Source organism: Ruegeria spongiae, assembly GCF_023502395.1.
Classification (GTDB): Bacteria; Pseudomonadota; Alphaproteobacteria; order Rhodobacterales; family Rhodobacteraceae; genus Ruegeria_C; species Ruegeria_C spongiae.
The window spans coordinates 1-19,183 of the sequence record NZ_JAMFMB010000003.1; the positions used below are offsets into that span (position 1 = coordinate 1).

Here is a 19,183-nt window from a genome sequence, read left to right on the forward strand (position 1 = left end):
CAATGGGTCCAGAGCCTAGCTTTGAAGGAGATCAGTGCCAAATGACGCATGAAGCTCGAGGTTCTCAGGAGCGCCACCACATCCATGCCTCAAACCAGAAATCTGGACTCATATGCAGCGCGATCTTTTTTGTCATTTACTTCATTGTTTCTTGAAGAAGTCTGGCTATCGCGTCTCTGCTAAATCCACGGTCCTTTAGAGCAGCCCAATATGCATCAAGGGTTTCACGGCGTTGGTCGCAATCAAATCCATTCTCTATGGCTCCAAAAATGTATTGGTTGAGAAAATAAATTTGTCCCTCGGCACTATAACGGGAAGATATGTTAACAATCATTTCCACAGACTGCACAAGGAAAATTTCATTTCCAGGCCGGGACGGGTATTTTTTCCCTAAGCACTCCCTTCCGAACGAAACCTGGGTTCCCAGCGTTCGGCCCAAAATAGGCGTTGTTGCAGGGACCAGCGAACAAGCGCAGATTGCCCTTAGCCATGAATTAGCTCAGCCGACACGCTCGAACTTAGCGCGGCCAAGTTCGGTCATTCTGTTAAGAGCTTGCACCCCGATCCGTGCCTCTGTTTTCTGGTTGTCGAAGGTCCGAGATCTCAGTTTCGGCCCAATCACAGCTTTCCAGCGCCCGATTTGTGCTTCTGCCCGGCTACGCTGATTGTAGCCGCTGTTGGCTTGCCAGGCCAATCGGCCGTGGGCTTGTATCTGGGAGATATGCTTGTCTCGGGGTGAGGGATCATCAGGCGATTTCGAGGTAAGAACGGCATTTCTTGGAGGTGGGATGACAATTTCGACGCCGTCACCGAAATGCGCCGCGAGCAGCTCATTTGTTGGAGCGCCATCATATGCACCGTCAGCAAGGAAACGCGAAACCGGATCGTCAATTTGGTACAAAAGCCCTGGTAAGGCGGTTGGATCACCAACGTCGTCCAGCGTCAGTTCCGCGCAAACGACCTCTCCGCTTGCAAGGTCCAGACCCAGATGGCGCTTGCGCCACGATTTACGTTTGGGATTGGTTTCATGCTTGCTTTGTTGCCACTCACCTTCGCCGAAGATTTTCAAACCGGTACTGTCCACGGTCAGGTGGATCGGTTCAGTATTTTCAATCCGCGGCTTTTCGGGCAGTTTCAGACCCTGAGTACGTCGTGACAGCGTCGAGAAATCCGGCACCGGAACTTCCACTCCCATCAGTCGTGCAATGCTGCGCATCAGCCCTTGCGTCTGGCGAAGCGGCAGTTTGTAAATCGTGCGCATAATCAGGCAAGTTGCGATGGCTAAGTCTGAGTATTTCGACTGACCTCCCGGCGTCGACCGGCGCGGCGCTCGCCATTGTTTCAGCGCGTCGTCAGTAATCCAGATCGTCAGATCGCCCCGCTGCCGGAGGCTCTCATTGTATTCTGACCAGTTCGTCACACGATATCGCTTCTTGGTAAACTTGTGCCGGCTGGCATCATTGTACTTGTGCGGCATCAGGGGCTTCCAAACTGGTGAACAAACGCTCTGGTATCAGCCAGACTGCGATCTGTGCAACAACGCCTGTGCGAGGGATCGACCAGCGCCACATCAATCGCGCCGTCGCTGTCCTTGGAACCCTACATCTTTTGCCACTGTTTCCCGTTTACCCGCGCAGGATAGAGGTTCCGGCGTATTGGGCGGTTTCGCCCAGCGTTTCCTCGATGCGAATCAGCTGGTTGTACTTGGCCAGCCGGTCGGACCGCGCCAGCGAGCCGGTCTTGATCTGACCGCAATTGGTCGCCACCGCCAGATCGGCGATGGTGGCATCCTCGGTCTCGCCCGAGCGGTGGCTCATCACATTGGTCATGCCCGCTCGGTGCGCCATGTCCACGGCGCGCAAGGTCTCGCTCAACGTGCCGATCTGGTTCAACTTCACCAGCATCGAATTGGCGCAACCCCGTTCGATCCCCATCGCCAGACGCGCGGGGTTGGTCACAAACAGATCATCTCCCACAAGCTGCACCCGATCGCCCAAAGATTCGGTTAACGCCGCCCAGCCGTCCCAGTCATCCTCGGACATGCCGTCCTCGATCGAGATGATCGGGCAATCATTCACCAGCGCCTCGAGATAGGCGACATTCTCTGCCGGGCTCAGGGTTTTGCCTTCGCCGGAAAGGATATATTTACCATCGCGGAAATATTCTGTCGCGGCACAGTCCAAAGCGAGGTAGATATCTTCTCCGGGCCGGTAACCGGCCGTCTCGATCGACTTCAGAATGAAGTCCAGCGCGTCGCGGGTGCTGGAAAGATTGGGCGCAAAGCCGCCCTCATCACCGATCCCGGTGGCCAGACCCGCCGCCGAGAGTTCCTTTTTCAGCGTATGGAACACTTCGGACCCCATGCGCACCGCGTCGCGGATGTTTTCCGCCGCGACCGGCATGATCATGAATTCCTGAATGTCGATCGGGTTGTCGGCATGTTCACCGCCATTGATGATGTTCATCATCGGCACCGGCAGCATCCGCGCCTGGGTGCCGCCCACATACCGATAGAGCGGCTGGGTGGTGAAATCGGCCGCCGCCTTGGCCACTGCCAGGCTGACGCCAAGGATCGCATTGGCGCCCAGACGCGCCTTGTTGGGCGTACCGTCCAGCTCGATCATGGTGGCGTCGAGGGCCTCTTGTTCGGTGGCGTCAAAGCCGACCAGCGCCTCGGCGATCTCGCCGTTGACGGCGGCGACGGCCTCCAGCACGCCTTTGCCCAGATAGCGCGCGCTGTCGCCATCGCGCTTCTCCACCGCCTCATAGGCCCCGGTCGAGGCCCCCGACGGCACCGCAGCCCGGCCTATCGTGCCATCGTCCAGCACAACATCAACCTCAACCGTCGGATTGCCCCGGCTGTCCAATACCTCACGACCAAAGATGTCGATTATCGTGCTCATGACCCTATCCTCAGATCAGCTTTCCCATGGCGACGGCGGTGTCCGCCATCCGCATGGAAAAGCCCCATTCATTGTCATACCAGCTCAGAACGCGGCACATATTGCCGTCCATCACCTTGGTCTGATCGGTGGCAAAGATCGAGGAATGCGGATCATGGTTGAAATCCATCGAGACCAGTTTTTCGTCGGTCACCCCCAGAATGCCCTTCAACGGCCCGTTCGCAGCAGCGGTGATCGCGGCGTTGATCTCCTCTGCGCTGGTGTCGCGGTCCGCCTCGAAGGTCAGGTCGACCACCGAGACATTCGGCGTCGGCACGCGGATCGCGACCCCGTCCAGCTTTCCATTCAGCTCGGGCAATACCAGCCCCACCGCCTTGGCCGCCCCGGTCGAGGTCGGGATCATGTTCATCGCCGCCGCGCGGGCCCGGTAGAGGTCCTTGTGCAAGGTATCCAGCGTCGGCTGATCTCCGGTATAAGAATGGATCGTGGTCATGAAGCCGCGCTTGATGCCGACCGTATCATTCAGAACCTTGGCCACAGGTGACAGGCAATTGGTGGTGCAGGAGGCATTCGAAACCACCAGATCAGAGCCAGTCAGAGTGCCGTCATTCACACCGTAGACGATGGTCTTGTCCGCATCCTTGCCAGGGGCTGAGATCAATACCCGCTTCGCGCCGTTTTCCAGATGCGCCTGGCAGGCTTCTTTCGAGGAGAAGATGCCGGTGCATTCCAGCACCACATCCACATGGTTCCAGGGCAGATCGGCCGGGTTGCGGATGGCGGTCACCTCGATCGGGCCACGGCCTGCGTCGATGGTGGTCTCGGTTGTGGTGACCTCGGAGGGGAAGCGGCCATGCACCGAATCGTAACGCAGCAGATGCGCGTTGGTTTCGACCGGGCCCAAATCATTGATGGCGACAACCTCGATATCGGTGCGACCGGATTCGATGATCCCGCGCAGCACATTGCGGCCAATACGGCCAAATCCGTTGATTGCTACTGTTACGGCCACGGTTTTCTCCTCAGACCTTGAATGACGTAGAAATTCTGATGTTGGACCGGCAGCGCATCATAATGGCCAAAGCACCCTGATCGCCCCGAGAGTGTTAGCGGTAACAAGCACAGATCCTGACCGATTGTCAAGCAAATGCCAGACCAGGAGTGTCACGCTGTCCTTCGATACCGGGCCCTGATTGCGGCTGGTCTCAGGCGGTAAAGCCCGGCATAGTCGGGTTATGTCAATTCATCCATAGCGCGCCCAATCATGTCACGACGCCACTACAACCTGCCCCCTTTCGCTACGCTTTCGGCTTTTGAAGCCGCCGCCCGGCATCAGAGCTTCAAGGACGCCGCGCAGGAATTGTCGGTGACCCCCGGCGCGGTCAGCCATCAGATCAAGGCGCTGGAGCGGGAACTGGGCCTTGCCCTGTTCCAGCGCCGACATCGCGGAGTGGAACTGACCGAGGCGGGGCGCGACCTGTTTCAGGGGTTGTCGACCGGGTTCAGCCGGATGTCGCAGAGCCTTCAGGCACTGCGCGACCGGTCCGAGGACAAGGTGGTGACCATCGGCTCGACCTCTGCCGTGGCGACGCTGTGGCTATCGCAAGCGGTGCTCCGGTTCTGGCGCGAGCACCCGGATATCAACGTGAACCAGATCGTGCGGGACCGTCCTTTTGCTAACCCGAACGACCTCGACCTGTTCATCTGGTATGGACCCTATCGCCATTCTGAGATGGATCGCACTGTGCTTTATCGCGACCGGCTGTTGCCGGTGGCGCAGCCGGAGCTGGCGGCATCACTGAACGAGTCGGGTCTGGCGACACTGGCCGGTCAGCGGCTGATCCACACGACCTCCGACAATTCAAACTGGACCGAATGGGGTGACTGGTTTCGTCAGTTGGGTCATGACGGCCCGGTCAATCCTGGCATACGCGTGAACAATTACGCCATCGCGCTACAGGCTGCACAGGACGGGGCCGGGCTGGTACTGGGATGGGAACGCCTGATTGCGCCACTTCTGAGCAACGGCGCCTTGGTGGCAATCACGCCGCATATGCTGCGCGCGCCGCATCGGTTTTACCTCCATGGCAAACCGGATGCCGATCTTTCGGCCAGCGCGATGCAGTTGCGCGACTGGATCATCCGGGAAATTCGCTCGGGCTCGCATGATCTGAGTTCATCTCAAACGCAACTTTTCTGAGGTTGTGAGAACCCGCCAAAGCGCGTTCAATACCGCTCCGACACATCACAGCGGAGGCAGCCCGATGAACAAACCGACACAGCTTGCACCGGTCATGGCATCGGTGAATACCGCCAACGGCCTGCCGAACGCGCACTACACTGATCCTGAGACCTTTGCAGAAGAGCGTTCAGCCGTCCTGTTCGGGAACTGGGCCGGGGTGGGATTTGGCAAGGACATTCCGGAAACCGGCGATGCAAAGCCCACCGACTTCCTCGGCATGCCCCTCCTGCTGGTGCGCGACAAGGACGGCGAGGTTGGCGTGTTCCAGAACACCTGCCGCCATCGCGGCATGATCCTGGTCGATGCGCCAAAGAAGATCACCGGCGCGATCCGCTGCCCCTACCACAGCTGGTGTTATGATCTGAAAGGCCGGTTGCGCGCGACGCCGCATGTGGGCGGGCCGGGCCAGAACCGGCATGAGGATGTGAAGCTGGACGAACTCGGTCTGGTGCGCATCCGGTCCCATGTCTGGAAGGACGTGATCTTCGTTAATATCGACGGCACAGCGCCCGCATTCGAAGAGGCCCATGCCGACCTTCTGGACCGCTGGGCCGAGTTCGAACAGCCCCTGCATGCGGGCGGCGGTACATCTTCCTTCAAGCTGGAGGTTGCCACCAACTGGAAACTCGCGGTCGAGAATTTCTGCGAAAGTTACCACCTGCCCTGGGTGCATCCCGGCCTCAACAGCTATTCCCGGCTGGAGGACCATTACAATATCGAGAAACGCGGGGCCTATTCCGGGCAGGGTACGCTGGTCTATCGACAGCTCAAGGGTGCGGATGGCGCGGTTTTTCCCGATTTTGCCGGGCTCAGCGACAAATGGGATGAGGGGGCGGAATATATTGCCGTCTATCCCAACGTATTGCTGGGCGTGCAGCGCGACCATAGCTTTGCGATCGTGCTGGAACCGGTCGGCTGTGAGCGCACGGTCGAGCATGTGGAACTCTATTATGCCCAGTCCAGTACGGATACGCCCGAGTTGAACGCGCTGCGCGAGGCAAATGCGCAACAATGGCTCGGTGTGTTTGAAGAGGATGTCTTTGTCGTCGAGGGCATGCAGCGCGGGCGCCATGGCATGTTGTTCGATGGCGGACGGTTCTCGCCGGTGATGGATGGGCCAACGCATAATTTCCACCATTGGGTGGCCAGTCAGGTCGAAGGGCGGCGGGCCACGCCGTGAATGCCCGCGCACTTGATCAGCAATTGCTGCAGGCCCATGCTGCGGAGGACAAAACAGCGCTGGTGCGGCTCTATACGCAGGCGGCGGATCACAGCGAAGCAGGCGGTGATCTGGACGCCGCCTGTTTTTATCTGACTCATGCCTTTGTTTTTGCGCTGGAAATCGGCGTGCCCGAAGCGCGGGCTCTGAATGCGCGTCTGGTCGACAAAGGCCGCGCGCACCCGTGGCAGCCCTGAGCGGTCAGGCGAAATTCACCGCAACCGCGCCGAAGGGGCCGAAATCCGCCTGGATGCGCGAGCCGGGCGGGCATTCGACAGGCCGGATAAAGCTTCCCGACAGGATGATCTGCCCCGGCTTGATGCGCTGGCCATAGTGCGCCATGCGGCGGGCCAGCCAGACGACGCTTTCCACCGGATCGTTCAGCACCCCCGCGCCCAGCCCGGTTTCTTCAACCTCATCGTCGCGGAACGTCAGCGCACCGACCCAGCGCAGGTCAAAATCATCGACGTCATGACGTTCGGCACCCAGCACCACACCGGCATTGGCGGCATTGTCGCTGATCGTGTCAAAGACATTGCGGGCGCGGCCACTTTCTGGGTCAGCGCGCAGGATGCGCGTATCCAGGATTTCGATGGCAGGGCAGACATAATCGGTTGCCGCGCGGATATCCTCCGCCGTCACCTCTCCGCCCACGGGGGATTTCATCACAAAGGCGATCTCGGTTTCGATCCGGGGCTGGATAAAGCGGCCCTGCGGCACCATCGCACCGGTCTCGAACGCCATGTCATCAAACAGAATGCCGCTATCGGGGATATCGATCTTCAGCGCCGATTGCATCGCTTTCGAGGTCAATCCGATCTTCCACCCGATCACCCGTCGGCCCTGCGCCAGTTTATGCGCCATCAATGCGGCCTGCACCGCATAGGCGTCATCCATATCGATCTCGGGATGGCGCAGGCTTAAAAGCCCGATCTGTTGGCCGGTCTCTTCGGCGCGCAGTAGATCCGAGGCCGCCTGCGCATGCTCTTCGGGCGTCATGCCTCGTCCTCCACCCCGTTGCGCAGGAGGCCGATGCCCTCGACCTCGACCTCGACGACATCACCCGGAACCAGATAGCGCGGCGGGTCGAACCGCGCGCCAGCACCAGTGGGGGTGCCGGTGATGAGGATGTCGCCGGGTTCAAGCGTGGTGAAGGTCGAGATATAGGCGATCTCTTCGCGGATCGGGAACATCATGCGATCCAGCGTATCCTCCTGCCGCACCTCGCCATTCACTCGCGTTACGATCCGCGCCGCATCCAACTGCGCGGGATCGGTGAAAGGCACCAGCCACGGCCCGATTGCGCCCGAAAGGTCCCAGTTCTTGCCTTGAGTGACGTTGAATTTCGCGTGCCGTACCCAGTCGCGAATGGTGCCCTCATTGCAGAGCGTCAGCGCCGCGATGTGGTCATAGGCGTCCTGCGTGGCGATCCGACGACCCCCTTTGCCGATCACCACCGCCACCTCGCCCTCGTAATCCAGCGTGTGGTTCTCGGGCGGGCGGATCAGGGGCTGGCCATGTCCGGTAAAGGATGAGGCAAAGCGCGGAAACAGCGACATGTATTTCGGCAGCGCGCTGCCATCCTTGTATTCTGCGTTGCGGTCGGGAAAGTTGACGCCCACGCAGATGATCTTGCCGGGGTTCGGCACCGGGATCTGATAGATGACATCGGCATGCGTGACCTCCCGGCCCTGCGCTGCCTGCTCCAGCACCGGCAGGCCCTGTGCTGCAATCACGTCGCGCAGCGTCGGCCACTGCGGAAATTCTGGGCTGAGCGCGATCATGCCGGCATCGGTTACGGCGCCATAAAATGTCTCGCCTTCGGCGGAATAGGTGGCAAACCTCATGCGATCTCCTTCCAGACCTCGTCGATGACCTGCGCTGCCATCATCACATCGTCGCGGGTGCAGTCGAACTGGCCAACCGAAAACCGGATGATCTTGCGGCCCTTGTGCATCCCTTGGGTCAGGTAGATGCGGCCATCATCGTTGAGCGCATCAACCAGCCTTTGCTGGGTTGCATCATCACCGGGACAGCGAAAGGAAAACAGGCTCAGGATCGGTTCGGTCACAATCTCGAACCCGTCAAGCGCGCGGATACGTTCACAAAGCTCACCGGCCCAGGTGACGTGGTTGCGGATACGCCCGCGTAGCCCCTCGACGCCGTAGGCACGCAACAGGAACCAGATTTTCAGCGCCCGGAACCGGCGGCCCAGCGGGATCGTCCATTCGGAAAAATTGGTGACCTTGGCACCCGAGGTTTTCAGATATTCCGGCTCGATCTTCAGCGTGTTGAGCTGCGCCTGCGGGTCACGCAGGAATTGGACCGAGCAATCGAACTGCGCGCCCAGCCACTTATGTGGATTGAAGACGATACTGTCGAATCCGTCCACATCCGCCCAGAAGTCATTGCGAAATTCCGGACAGATCATCGCCGCTCCGGCCCAGGCGGCATCCAGATGGGTATAGAGGTCCTCGTCCCGCGCCACCTGCAGCACCGGGCCCAGAATGTCGCTCGCTCCGATCCCCGTCGCGCCGGTCACGGCGATGATCCCCGCTGGGATATGCCCCGCAGCGCGATCTGAGGCGATGGCACGGCGCAACACCTCCATATCAATCCCATGGCGTGGTCCTGTTGTGCTGATCTTGACCAGATTGTCCTGCCCGATTCCGGCCACCCAGCAGGCCCGGTCGATCGAGGAATGGACCTGATCCGAACAATAGATCCGCAAGGCCCCCTGCCCCGACAACCCCTCGCGGTTGCCGCGCCACCCGGTGGCGCGCTCGCGCATGGTCAGCACCGCCGACAGCGTCGCCGAAGACGCGCTGTCCTGAATGACACCGCTAAAGCCCGCGCCCAGCCCCAGCGCCTGACGCAGCCAATCGACCATGACGCCCTCGACCTCGGTAGCGGCGGGCGAGGTCTGCCACAACATGCATTGCGCGGCGATCGTGGTGACCAGCATCTCGGCCAGCATCGAGGGTGGCGCGGCATTGGCCGGGAAATAGGCAAAGAAGCGGGGATGTTGCCAATGGGTGATACCCGGCATCACGATCCGCTCGAAATCGGCCATGATGGCATCCATCGCCTCAGCGCTTTCCGGCGGTGCGGTGGGAAGTTGTGCCGCGATCTTACCGGGTGCTGTCTGCGCGCGCACTGGCCGGTCCCGCAGGGTCTTGTGATACTCCGCCGCCCAATCCGAGATATGCTTGCCCCAATGGGCGAATTCATCCCACTCCATTGTTGACCTCAAGGTGCGATGATCGGGCTGGCATCCAGATCCGGGTCGTTCACCGGAACGCCCACAAATTCGGTGCCATGTTCAAACCAGCTGCGCGGTGCGGGGGCACCCCAGAGTGTTTGACGCTGCGGGTCTTTCAGGTCCCATTTGATCGGCTCGTGATCGGAATCGACGGTTTGGTAATCCGAGCTGTAGATCTCGATCCGGTGGCCGTCCGGGTCCAAGATATAGAGGAAGAAGGCATTGGAAATCCCATGCCGCCCCGGCCCCCGCTCGATATTGCCCACGTAGCCGGTGGTTGCCATCACATCCAGCAGGTCGATGATATGCAGCGGGTTGGCCACCCAGAAAGCCACATGATGCATCCGCGGCCCGCGCCCGTTGGTGAACGCCATGTCATGCACGCCGCCCTTGCGGTGCAGCCACGCGGCCCAGAGGCGCTTGCTCTCTTCATCCTCGGTATATTCCGTCACTCGGAAGCCGAAATCGCTGTAGAAGGCAACGCTGTCATCCACATCGGTCGAGAAACAGTTGAAATGGTCGATCCGGAGCGGCCGCACCCCGTGATACCGCCCATACTCCTGATGGATGGGTGCCAGCCGGTCCATCTGGTGATAGAACTCCAGCGGAATGCCCATATTGTCCGAGGTCAGCAAGGTGCGGCCCTGAAACGGGCGCTGCGCCCATTCGGTTGGCCGCCCCTTGGCGCGGAAATAGGCATCGGCCCGGTCCAGATCGCCCTCATCGAAGGTCTTGAACCCCATTACCTCAACCGTGCCGGGCTGGTCGGAGCGCTGCAGAATCACCGAATGATGCCCCCGCTCTTCCAGCGCGCGCAGGTAGATATAGGTGTCATCCTCATCGGTGACCTGCAGCCCGAACATATCGACATAAAAGGCGCGCGAGGCGGCCAGGTCGCTGACATTGAGGCACACATGGCTGAGCCGGATCGTGTTGAAAGCGGGATAAAGATTGGGGGCGGGAACGGGCATCAGGTCTCTCCTTTACGCACCCAGACGCGGGATCTTGTGAGCACCGGTGGCAAAACCGATATGTTTCTGCTCCATGTAAAATTCGAAGGACCAGTCGCCGCCATCACGCCCGATACCGCTGGATTTGACGCCGCCGAAGGGCGTGGGCAGGTGGCGGACATTCTCGGAATTTACCCAGATCATCCCCGCTTCCAGCTGGTCGGTAAAGCGCAAAGCGCGGGTCAGATCGTTGGTCCAGACATAGCCCGTCAGCCCGTATGGCGTGTCATTGGCGAGGGCGAGCGCCTCTTCCTCGGTTTTAAATGGGATCGCGGTCAGGACGGGACCAAAGATTTCTTCGCGCGCGATACGCATGTCATTGCTGGCCCCGGTGAACAGCGTGGGACGCACGAAATAACCTGCGTCACCCACCGTCTCACCCCCGGCAGCAACGGTGGCACCATCCCGCCGCGCGATATCAAAATACGAGGTGACCTTGTTGAAATGCTCCTCGCTGATCAGCGGCCCGATCTCGGTCGCCGGGTCCAGCGGGTGGCCGACATTGATGTTGTTCACCCGCTCGACCAGCTTCGCCTCGAATTCTTCGCGGATCGTGTCCTGCACCAGCAAGCGCGAGGACGAGGTGCAGCGCTCGCCATTGATCGAATAGATCATGAAGATCACCGCATCCAGCGCCCGGTCCAGATCAGCGTCGTCAAAAACGATCACCGGGTTCTTGCCGCCCAGCTCCAGATGGTTGCGCTTGAGCGTGTCCGCCCCCTGTTTGGTGATCAGACTGCCAGTCCGGCTTTCGCCGACAAAGGCAATCGCGCGGATCAGGGGGTGTTCGCACAGTGCGCGGCCCGCATCCTCGCCAAATCCGTTCACCATGTTCAGCGCACCGGGCGGCAGACCCGCCTCTTCGGCGATCTCGACCAGCAGGCGTGCGGTCAGCGGGCTGGCCTCGGCTGGTTTGTGCACCACCGTGCAGCCCGCCGCCAGCGCCGGAGCAATCTTCCAGGTGCTCAGCATGAAGGGCGTGTTCCACGGCGTGATGACCCCCACCGGGCCAATCGGTACTCGGGTGGTGACATTCATCAGCGTCGGCGATTTCAGATGTTGACCATCGCGGGCCTGTACCACCTGATCGGCGAAATAGCGGAAATTCTCGGCCCCGCGCAGTGCCGCCTTGGACATGAAACGCAATGCCTGTCCGGTGTCCCAGCACTCACATAGCGCGATTTCCTCGGCGCGCGCCTCGATGCCCGCTGCTACGTTGAACAGGATTTCGCGCCGTTCACCCGCTGACGTGTCGCGCCAACCGGCAAAGGCTGCCGCCGCCGCCTGTGCCGCCGCGTCGATATCGGCAGCGTCGCCACGCGCCACGTCGCAGATCACGCTCTTGTCCACCGGTGAGATCGTCGGAAACGTGCCACCCGATCCGCCCCGATCCTGCCCTGCGATGCGATGCCGGATACCCTTGGCGCGAAACCGGGTCAGGAACCCGTCGAGTCGTTCGATGTTCTGGGACAGCGCTGTCATCGGGGGCCTCCAAGGTGTTCACGGATCGTGCCGGTTTTGGGCGACAGCTCGGGGTCAATGTCGCGCATCTCCAGCGACAGGGCCAGCGAGTTCTGCGCCATGTAAGGCGCAAGAAATTCTTCCGCCGCGCGGAACAGTACATCCGCCGCTGCCTTGCGGGTTTCCATCGGGCGACCGGCCCGCAACCGGACCGAGATATCGACAAAGCCATGCTTGGGATCGCCATCGGCAATGGCATAGTGATCGGCGCGCAAGGCCCGCACCTGCAGCCCGGCCAGAGGAAACGCCTCGATCCCGGCAGCAGCCTGTCGCAGATGCGCGCATAGTGCCGAGATATCGACGCAGTCATCCAGATTTGCCGAATATTCGATCGACAGGTGCGGCATCACAGGTTCTCCGACTCTATTAGTTATCATGTTAATGAAAATGTAGGAAAAAGTCAACGAACTGGTTCCGTGTGCAATACCGTGATCAGATAAGGTGTTGAAATCTGAACTGGCTGTGACTGCGGTATGCCCTGTCCGGGGTCAGAATCGCGTCGGGAAAACGCGTCTGGTTCATCGCATCCGGCCAGACCTGCGGCTCAAGCGCAAGACCGCCATACCGTTGATACGGCCCGCCTTGCAGGCCGAGGCGATCCGGCTCATCGAATTGGCTGTTGGTGTAAATCTGCAAGCCTGGCTCGGTGGTGTGGAGGCTCATGCCCAGCAATCCATCAGACGACATCAATCGCCCCACTTGGCGCAGTTCTGACCGTTCGGATGACAGGCAGAGATTGTGGTCGAAAGGGTGATCACCAACCGCGCGGAGCTGGCGAAAGTCGAACCCGGTGCCCGCGACGGGATGCTGTACGCCGGTAGGGATCAGATCGCCATCAACCGGCAGGTAGTGATCCGCGGCAATCTCAAGCTGATGGTCCCGGATACTGCCGCTGCCATCCAGAATGAAGTAGTTATGAGGTGCGAAACTGCAGGGTGTTTCCTGATCGGAGTGCGCCTCGATCACGATTTCCAGCACCGCACTAGGCCGGATCGCATAAGTGACCTCCACGCCCAGATTGCCGGGAAAGCCCATTTGACCATCTGGCATTTCCAACGTCAGCGTCACCGCATCCTCGGTCTGTGCGGCCAATGACCAGAGCAACTTGTCACTGCCCTGACGGCCTCCATGCAATGTATGGCGGCCACGGAAATTCCGGTCAGTTTGGTGCCAGCGCCCGCCTGCGCGAAACCGCCCCTGCGCGATCCGATTGGCAAAGCGCCCGACAATGGCCCCGAAGTAGGCGCCGCTTTGCAGGTAATCCGCTAGCCTGGGCCAACCCAGCACCAGCGGATAGGCGACCCCGTCCAGCCGCAGGTCCTGCAGTATCGCCCCATAGGTCAGCACCTGCGCGCATAACCCGTCTCGGGCAATGGCAATGCGCTGAACCTGCCGACCATCGGGCAGCGCTCCGAAGCGTGTGACCCGCGCAGGACTCATTCGCCGTAGGGGATCCAGACGTTTTTGACCTCGGTTGCCTGCCGCAGATATTCCTGACCTTCGGCCTGTTCGGGGTTCAGCCAGTCGATGGCCTTGCCATAATTCACCCAGGTCCGTTTCAGGTTGGCAGCGGCGGCGTGTTCCACCATCTTCGACCCCTCGGCCGAGCCGTGATACCAGACCCCGTCGACGCCATAGTGATCGGCCAGCGTCTTGCTCAGCTCGTCCCGATCTCCGGTCACGATATTGACCACCCCGCCCGGCAAGTCGGAAGTGTCGAGGACCTGATAGAGGTCGGTGGCCACCAGCGGATGTACCGGCGAGGGCACTGCCACTACAGTGTTGCCCATGGCAATTGCCGGTGCCACGAGAGAGACAAAGCCCAGCAACGGTGCCTCATCCGGGCAGGCGATGCCCATCACGCCGACCGGTTCCTTCATCGCCACGGTCACGCCGCGCACCGGCACCGAATGCACCTGCCCGTCATATTTGTCGGCCCAGGCGGCATAAGTGAACAGCCGGTTGACGGCGGCGTCGACCTCTTGCGCGGCGGATTTGACCGATGCTCCGGTCATTGCGCTCAGACGGGCCCCGAACTCTTCAGCGCGTGCAGCGAGGTTTTCACCGATGAAATAAAGGATCTGCGCTTTGTTATGCCCCGAGGCTTTGACCCAGCCGCCCGATGCCGCAGTCGCCGCCTCGACCGCGTTGCGAATGTCCTTGCGGTTGCCCAGTCCCACATGGCTGATCAGCTTGCCTTTGGGGTTGGTCACCGGTGCGCTATAGCCGCTATCGGGCCGCGCCTGCTTGCCGCCGACATACATCTTGGCGGTGCGGTCGATGCCCTCACCGCCCCCTTCGCTGAGCGCATGAGGTTTGGCCGGAGCGGCATCCTTCAGCGACTTAAGGTAGCTCGGTTTGACATATTCATAGAGCCCCTCGCGCCCGCCTTCGCGCCCGAACCCGCTTTCACGGTAACCGCCGAAGCCTGCGGCGGCGTCAAATTGGTTGGTGCAGTTGACCCAGATCACCCCCGCCTTGATCTGCGGCGCGACACCAAGGGCGAGGTTGATATTTTCGGTCCAGACGCTGGCCGCCAGCCCGTAGCGGCTGTTATTGGCTAGCTGCACCGCCTCGGCGGGGGTGCGGAAATTCATCGAGACCAGAACCGGGCCGAAGATCTCTTCCTGCGCCAGAGTGTCACCTGCCTCGATCCCGGTCAGCAGGGTCGGCGGATAATAACAGCCATTCTCCGGCAAGGAGGCTTCGCCGCGAAACGCTGTGGCACCCTCGGCCACGCCCTGATCCACCATCGCGGTGATCTGCTTGTGTTGGACCGGATCGACGACGCAACCAATATCGATGGACTTGTCCAGCGGGTCTCCTACCCGCAGGCTCTGCATCCGCAGCCGCAATCGGTCATGAAAGGTCTCGGCGATGTTCTCCTGTACCAGCAGGCGCGACCCGGCGCAGCAGACCTGCCCCTGATTGAACCAGATCGCATCCACGATCCCTTCGATCGCGCTGTCCATATCGGCGTCGTCGAAGACGATGAAGGGGGATTTTCCGCCCAGTTCCAGCGTCAGCTTCTTGCCGGTCCCGGCGGTCTGTTCGCGCAGGATGCGACCCACCCGGGTTGAACCGGTAAAAGCCACCTTGGCCACGTCCTTGTGTTCGGCAATCATCGCGCCGACGGGACCGTGGCCGGTTACGATGTTCACCACACCCTCGGTCAGCCCCGCCTCGACACAGATCTCGGCAAACAGAAGCGCGGTGAGCGAGGTGTATTCAGCCGGTTTCAGCACCACCGCATTGCCCATCGCCAGCGCCGGAGCGATCTTCCATGCCAGCATCAGGAAGGGGAAGTTCCACGGGATCACCTGTCCGGCGACACCGATCGGCTCATAGCCCTGCATCTCGCTTTCCACCAGCTGTGCCCAACCGGCGTGATGGTAAAAATGGCGTGCGGCCAGCGGAATGTCCGCATCGCGGCTTTCGCGGATCGGTTTGCCATTGTCGAGGCTTTCCAGCACGGCAAACAGACGGGCGTGTTTCTGGATCAGCCGTGCCAGCGCATATAGATGCCGCGCCCGCCCGGCCCCGCCAAGCGCAGCCCAGCCTTTCTGCGCTTTCGAGGCGGCTTTGACGGCGGCGTCCACATCCTTGGCCGTAGCCTCGGTCAGCGACGCCAGCACCTCGCCATTTGCAGGGTTCACGCTGTCGAAACACGCCTTGCCGGGCTTGGTGAAAGCTCCGCCGATGAACAGGCCGAACGTGCGATCATGGCGGTCGAGCCAGGCGTTCACCTCGGACGCGCTTTCGGGGGCGGTGCCGTAATCCATGGTCTTGAAGATCTCTGAAACTGTCATGCCCTGTATCCTAGCTGATGCCGTGGCGAAACGCGGCCGAGTAGCGGCCCGTTACGAAATGTTCGAGTTGGCGTTCGATGTCGCCCAGAAGGCTGGAGGCGCCAAAGCGGAACAGGTCCGGCTCCAGCCAATCATTGCCGCGCTCTTCCTTCATCAGCGACATGTAGACCAGCGCATCCTTGGCCTTTGATATCCCACCCGCCGGTTTAAAGCCGATCTTGTAGCCGGTGCGCGCCTCGTATTCGCGTGTGGTGCGCACCATGGTGAGGCTGACGGGGAGCGTTGCGTTGACGCTTTCCTTACCGGTCGAGGTCTTGATGAAATCGGCCCCCGCCATCATGCAGACATGAGAGGCGCGCGCCACATTGCGCAGGCTGCCCAGATTGCCGGTCGAGATGATCGCCTTCACATGCGCCTCGCCGCAGGCCTCGCGATAGGCGCGCATCTCGTCATAAAGCGCCTGCCAGTCGCCACTCAGCACGTGGCGGCGCGAAATGACGATGTCGATTTCAGCTGCACCGGCCTTGACCGATTCCTCGATCTCCTGCACCCGCAGGTGGAACGGGCTGAGCGCGTCGGGAAAGCCGGTCGAGACGGCGGCAACCGGGATGCCGCTGCCCTCGAGCGCCTCGACCGCCGTGCCGATCATGTCGTGATAGACGCAGACAGCGCCGGTGGTGATGTTGAGGTCTTGGACCCCCAGCGCCTCAACAAGGTCCTGGCGCAATGGGCGTTTGGCCTTGGCGCAAAGGCGGCGGACTTTGCCGCGCGTGTCGTCACCGTTGAGCGTCGTCAGGTCCATCAGCGTGATCGCGCGCAGCAGCCAGGCGGCCTGATAGTCCTTCTTGACGCTGCGCCGCGCACCGAGGCTACCAGCGCGGCGTTCCACGGCAGAGGTGTTGGCCTGAACCGAGGACACCCAATCAAGGTCTAGTGGTATGCCGGGATTGCGCGGGAACCGCGCAGGGTGCGGCGCGACGGGCAGTTGGTCCGCCGTTTGGGTGATGTCTTTGCTGGAAACAGTCACTGTTTCTCTCCTCGCAGGGGCAGGAAGCTGGCGCCATGTGGCGTGGCGGGTACGCCCAGATGGGCGGCGATGCTGGCACCGATATCGGCGAAACCGCGCACACCCAGCGAACCGGGGGCCAGGGATTTGGATTTGATGAGAACCGGCACCTGTTCTCTTGTGTGATCGGTGCCAGCCCAGGTGGGATCGTTGCCGTGATCGGCGGTGATGATGAGCAGGTCGTCGGGGGCCATTTTTGCAAATAGCTCGGGCAGGCGCGCGTCAAAGTCTTCCAGCGCGCCCGCATAGCCCAGCGGGTCGCGGGCATGGCCGAACTCGGTGTCGAAATCGACGAAATTGGCAAACATGAGGCCACCCTCCTGCAGGTCGTCCATGGCGGCAAGTGTCAGGTCAAACAGGGCCATGTTGCCATGGGTCTTGCGGGAATCGGTGATGCCGCGTCCGGCATAGATGTCACTGATCTTGCCCATGGCCAGAACCTGCCGCCCGGCAGCGGTCAAATTGTCAAGCAGCGTATCCTCATCGGGAGGCATGGTGAAATCGCGGCGGTTGCCGGTGCGTTTGAAATCCTCGGGCGTGGTGCCCACAAAAGGCCGGGCGATGATGCGACCGACGCGATAGTCGTCGCAGATCACCCGGGCGATGCGGCAGAGGTCATAGAGGCGATCAAGGCCGAAATGTTCCTCATGGGCGGCAATCTGCAGCACGGAATCGGCCGAGGTATAGACGATGGGTTTGCCCGTGCGGATGTGTTCTTTGCCCAGTTCGCGCAGGACCGGCATGCCCGAGGCGTGTTTGTTACCAAGGATACCCGGCAGGTCGGCTTGCGCGATCAGCGCATCAAGCAGCGCTTGCGGAAACGAGCATTCCAACGCTTCGAAGACATGCGGTGGCTCCATCACCGGCAGGCCGGTGATCTCCCAATGGCCCGAAGGTGTGTCCTTTCCCCGTCCCACCTCGCGCCCCACCGCCCAAATTGCGTTTGGGCGTGGTTGCGGATCGCTCCAGGCGGTGTCGCTGGAATGGGCCAGAGCCTGATAAAGCCCCATATCGGCGAGGTTCGGCAGGACCAGCCCGGCCTCGCCCCGCGCATCGAGGATATGGCCAACAGTGCTCGACCCTTCGTCCCCGAACGCAGCCGCATCCGGCGCGCCACCGATGGCGACGGAATCCATCACGATAAGCAAGGCGCGGGTCATGAGGTGCCACCGAAACTGACGGGGGCCTCGGACAGGACGGCGCGGGCCAGATGCTCGTCCAGCACGATCTCGTCGATCAGGCCCGAGCGCAGCACGCCCAGCACCGCTTGCGTCTTGCGCAATCCAGCAGCCATGCCCAGCACGCGGCGGCCCGCCAGTTCCTGCCCCCGCATGCCCACTGTCTTGCGGCCCAGTTCGGTTTCCACGATGCGACCATGAATATCATAGAAACTGCCCGCAATATCGCCCACCACACCTGCTGCGCGCAGGTCGTTCAATTCCTGCGCGCTGATCTCCTGCGTGCGGGCCAGATTGCTTTCTGCGTCGATCGAACCGATGCCGACCACAAAGATGTCGGATTTTCGGGCCAGCTCCATCAATTCCTGCACGCTCTGATAGGACTGGAAGCTTTCGCGTTCCTCGACCGAAGAGGCAAGATACGGCACCGGCAGGAAATAGGCCTCTCCCCCGGTTTTGCGCTGCATCTGCATTACCACGTCCAGCGGGTTGGCGGAGAGCTTGCGCAACAGGCTGCCGGTGATCGAGACGATTTTCAGATCAGACCGCTGAGCCGCGTGCATCGCGGCCACGGCAGCACTCATGGTTTCGCCCATGCCGACGCCGATCTGGGTGATCGCCTTTTTCTCCAGCAGGTGCGACAGGTAGTGCCCGGCGGCCTCGCCCACGCTCTGCAGCAGCGCCTCATGGTCGTCGCGCCCGGACATGCCCGCCGAGGCCACGGTGCAGCGGGTCAGGCCAAAGCTCTGCTTCAGGCGGTTTTCCAGATCCAGCAGCTCTTCCGAGCCGCCCTCGATCCGGATGGTGACATAGCCCTGTTCCAGCGCGTGGTTGATCAGCCGGTGCACCTTGGACTGGGACATCTCAAGTTCGCGGGCGATCTGCGACTGGGTCTGGCCTGCCACAAAGGACATCCAGGCCGTCTTGGTCGACAGGTATCTGAGAGTGTCAGTGCTCTTTTTCATCTCACGAC

Annotated in this window: 17 protein-coding genes; 3 read left to right on the forward strand and 14 right to left on the reverse strand. The window is 61.1% G+C overall.

Annotated features, from left to right (window positions below):
- Window positions 1-499: 499 nt before the first annotated feature.
- The 3 genes from M3P21_RS03235 to gap form a co-directional block, all read right to left on the reverse strand.
- Window positions 500-1,477: an IS5 family transposase gene (locus tag M3P21_RS03235; protein ID WP_444544556.1), complete on the reverse strand. Its 978-nt coding sequence runs from the start codon at window positions 1,475-1,477 to the stop codon at window positions 500-502.
- A gap of 148 nt (window positions 1,478-1,625) precedes the next feature.
- Complete coding sequence (gene eno, locus M3P21_RS03240) at window positions 1,626-2,903, reverse strand: phosphopyruvate hydratase (protein WP_249706751.1); 1,278 nt, start codon at window positions 2,901-2,903, stop codon at window positions 1,626-1,628.
- A 10-nt stretch (window positions 2,904-2,913) separates the two neighbouring features.
- On the reverse strand, window positions 2,914-3,915 hold the full coding sequence (gene gap, locus M3P21_RS03245) for a type I glyceraldehyde-3-phosphate dehydrogenase (protein WP_249706753.1): 1,002 nt from the start codon (window positions 3,913-3,915) through the stop codon (window positions 2,914-2,916).
- A gap of 252 nt (window positions 3,916-4,167) precedes the next feature.
- Here gap and M3P21_RS03250 point away from each other — a divergent pair, with 252 nt between their 5' ends.
- The 3 genes from M3P21_RS03250 (at window position 4,168) to M3P21_RS03260 (ending at window position 6,561) form a co-directional block, all read left to right on the forward strand.
- Window positions 4,168-5,103, forward strand: a complete 936-nt coding sequence (locus M3P21_RS03250; protein WP_249706757.1) for a LysR substrate-binding domain-containing protein — start codon at window positions 4,168-4,170, stop codon at window positions 5,101-5,103.
- A gap of 64 nt (window positions 5,104-5,167) precedes the next feature.
- Window positions 5,168-6,325, forward strand: coding sequence for an aromatic ring-hydroxylating oxygenase subunit alpha (locus tag M3P21_RS03255; RefSeq protein WP_249706758.1), 1,158 nt, complete (start codon window positions 5,168-5,170; stop codon window positions 6,323-6,325).
- Window positions 6,322-6,561: a hypothetical protein gene (locus tag M3P21_RS03260; protein ID WP_249706759.1), complete on the forward strand. Its 240-nt coding sequence runs from the start codon at window positions 6,322-6,324 to the stop codon at window positions 6,559-6,561. The genes M3P21_RS03255 and M3P21_RS03260 overlap by 4 nt, the downstream gene beginning before the upstream one ends.
- 4 nt (window positions 6,562-6,565) lie before the next feature.
- Here M3P21_RS03260 and hpaH read toward each other — a convergent pair whose 3' ends face one another.
- The 11 genes from hpaH to M3P21_RS03315 form a co-directional block, all read right to left on the reverse strand.
- A complete protein-coding gene (hpaH, locus tag M3P21_RS03265) occupies window positions 6,566-7,363 on the reverse strand; it encodes a 2-oxo-hept-4-ene-1,7-dioate hydratase (protein ID WP_249706760.1) in 798 nt (265 codons plus the stop codon).
- Window positions 7,360-8,211, reverse strand: a complete 852-nt coding sequence (locus M3P21_RS03270; RefSeq protein WP_249706761.1) for a fumarylacetoacetate hydrolase family protein — start codon at window positions 8,209-8,211, stop codon at window positions 7,360-7,362. Before M3P21_RS03270 ends, hpaH begins: the two co-directional genes overlap by 4 nt.
- The gene (locus M3P21_RS03275; RefSeq protein ID WP_249706762.1) at window positions 8,208-9,605 is read right to left on the reverse strand and encodes a pyridoxal phosphate-dependent decarboxylase family protein; all 1,398 of its coding nucleotides are present in this window, start codon (window positions 9,603-9,605) and stop codon (window positions 8,208-8,210) included. The genes M3P21_RS03270 and M3P21_RS03275 overlap by 4 nt, the downstream gene beginning before the upstream one ends.
- A gap of 8 nt (window positions 9,606-9,613) precedes the next feature.
- A complete protein-coding gene (hpaD, locus tag M3P21_RS03280) occupies window positions 9,614-10,597 on the reverse strand; it encodes a 3,4-dihydroxyphenylacetate 2,3-dioxygenase (protein WP_249706763.1) in 984 nt (327 codons plus the stop codon).
- 12 nt (window positions 10,598-10,609) lie between these two features.
- Window positions 10,610-12,118 carry a 5-carboxymethyl-2-hydroxymuconate semialdehyde dehydrogenase gene (hpaE, locus tag M3P21_RS03285; RefSeq protein WP_249706764.1) on the reverse strand — a complete coding sequence of 503 codons (1,509 nt, stop codon included), beginning with the start codon at window positions 12,116-12,118 and terminating at the stop codon, window positions 10,610-10,612.
- Window positions 12,115-12,504, reverse strand: a complete 390-nt coding sequence (locus M3P21_RS03290; protein ID WP_249706765.1) for a 5-carboxymethyl-2-hydroxymuconate Delta-isomerase — start codon at window positions 12,502-12,504, stop codon at window positions 12,115-12,117. The genes hpaE and M3P21_RS03290 overlap by 4 nt, the downstream gene beginning before the upstream one ends.
- Before the next feature lie 85 nt (window positions 12,505-12,589).
- Window positions 12,590-13,597, reverse strand: a complete 1,008-nt coding sequence (locus M3P21_RS03295) for an aldose epimerase family protein (protein WP_249706767.1) — start codon at window positions 13,595-13,597, stop codon at window positions 12,590-12,592.
- A complete protein-coding gene (locus M3P21_RS03300; protein WP_249706769.1) occupies window positions 13,594-15,966 on the reverse strand; it encodes an aldehyde dehydrogenase family protein in 2,373 nt (790 codons plus the stop codon). Before M3P21_RS03300 ends, M3P21_RS03295 begins: the two co-directional genes overlap by 4 nt.
- Before the next feature lie 10 nt (window positions 15,967-15,976).
- Window positions 15,977-16,951: a deoxyribose-phosphate aldolase gene (gene deoC / locus M3P21_RS03305; RefSeq protein ID WP_249707113.1), complete on the reverse strand. Its 975-nt coding sequence runs from the start codon at window positions 16,949-16,951 to the stop codon at window positions 15,977-15,979.
- 38 nt (window positions 16,952-16,989) lie between these two features.
- Entirely contained in the window at window positions 16,990-18,192 is a 1,203-nt protein-coding gene (locus M3P21_RS03310; RefSeq protein WP_249706771.1) for a phosphopentomutase, read from the reverse strand.
- Window positions 18,189-19,175, reverse strand: a complete 987-nt coding sequence (locus tag M3P21_RS03315; protein WP_249706773.1) for a sugar-binding transcriptional regulator — start codon at window positions 19,173-19,175, stop codon at window positions 18,189-18,191. The genes M3P21_RS03310 and M3P21_RS03315 overlap by 4 nt, the downstream gene beginning before the upstream one ends.
- Window positions 19,176-19,183 lie beyond the last annotated feature (8 nt).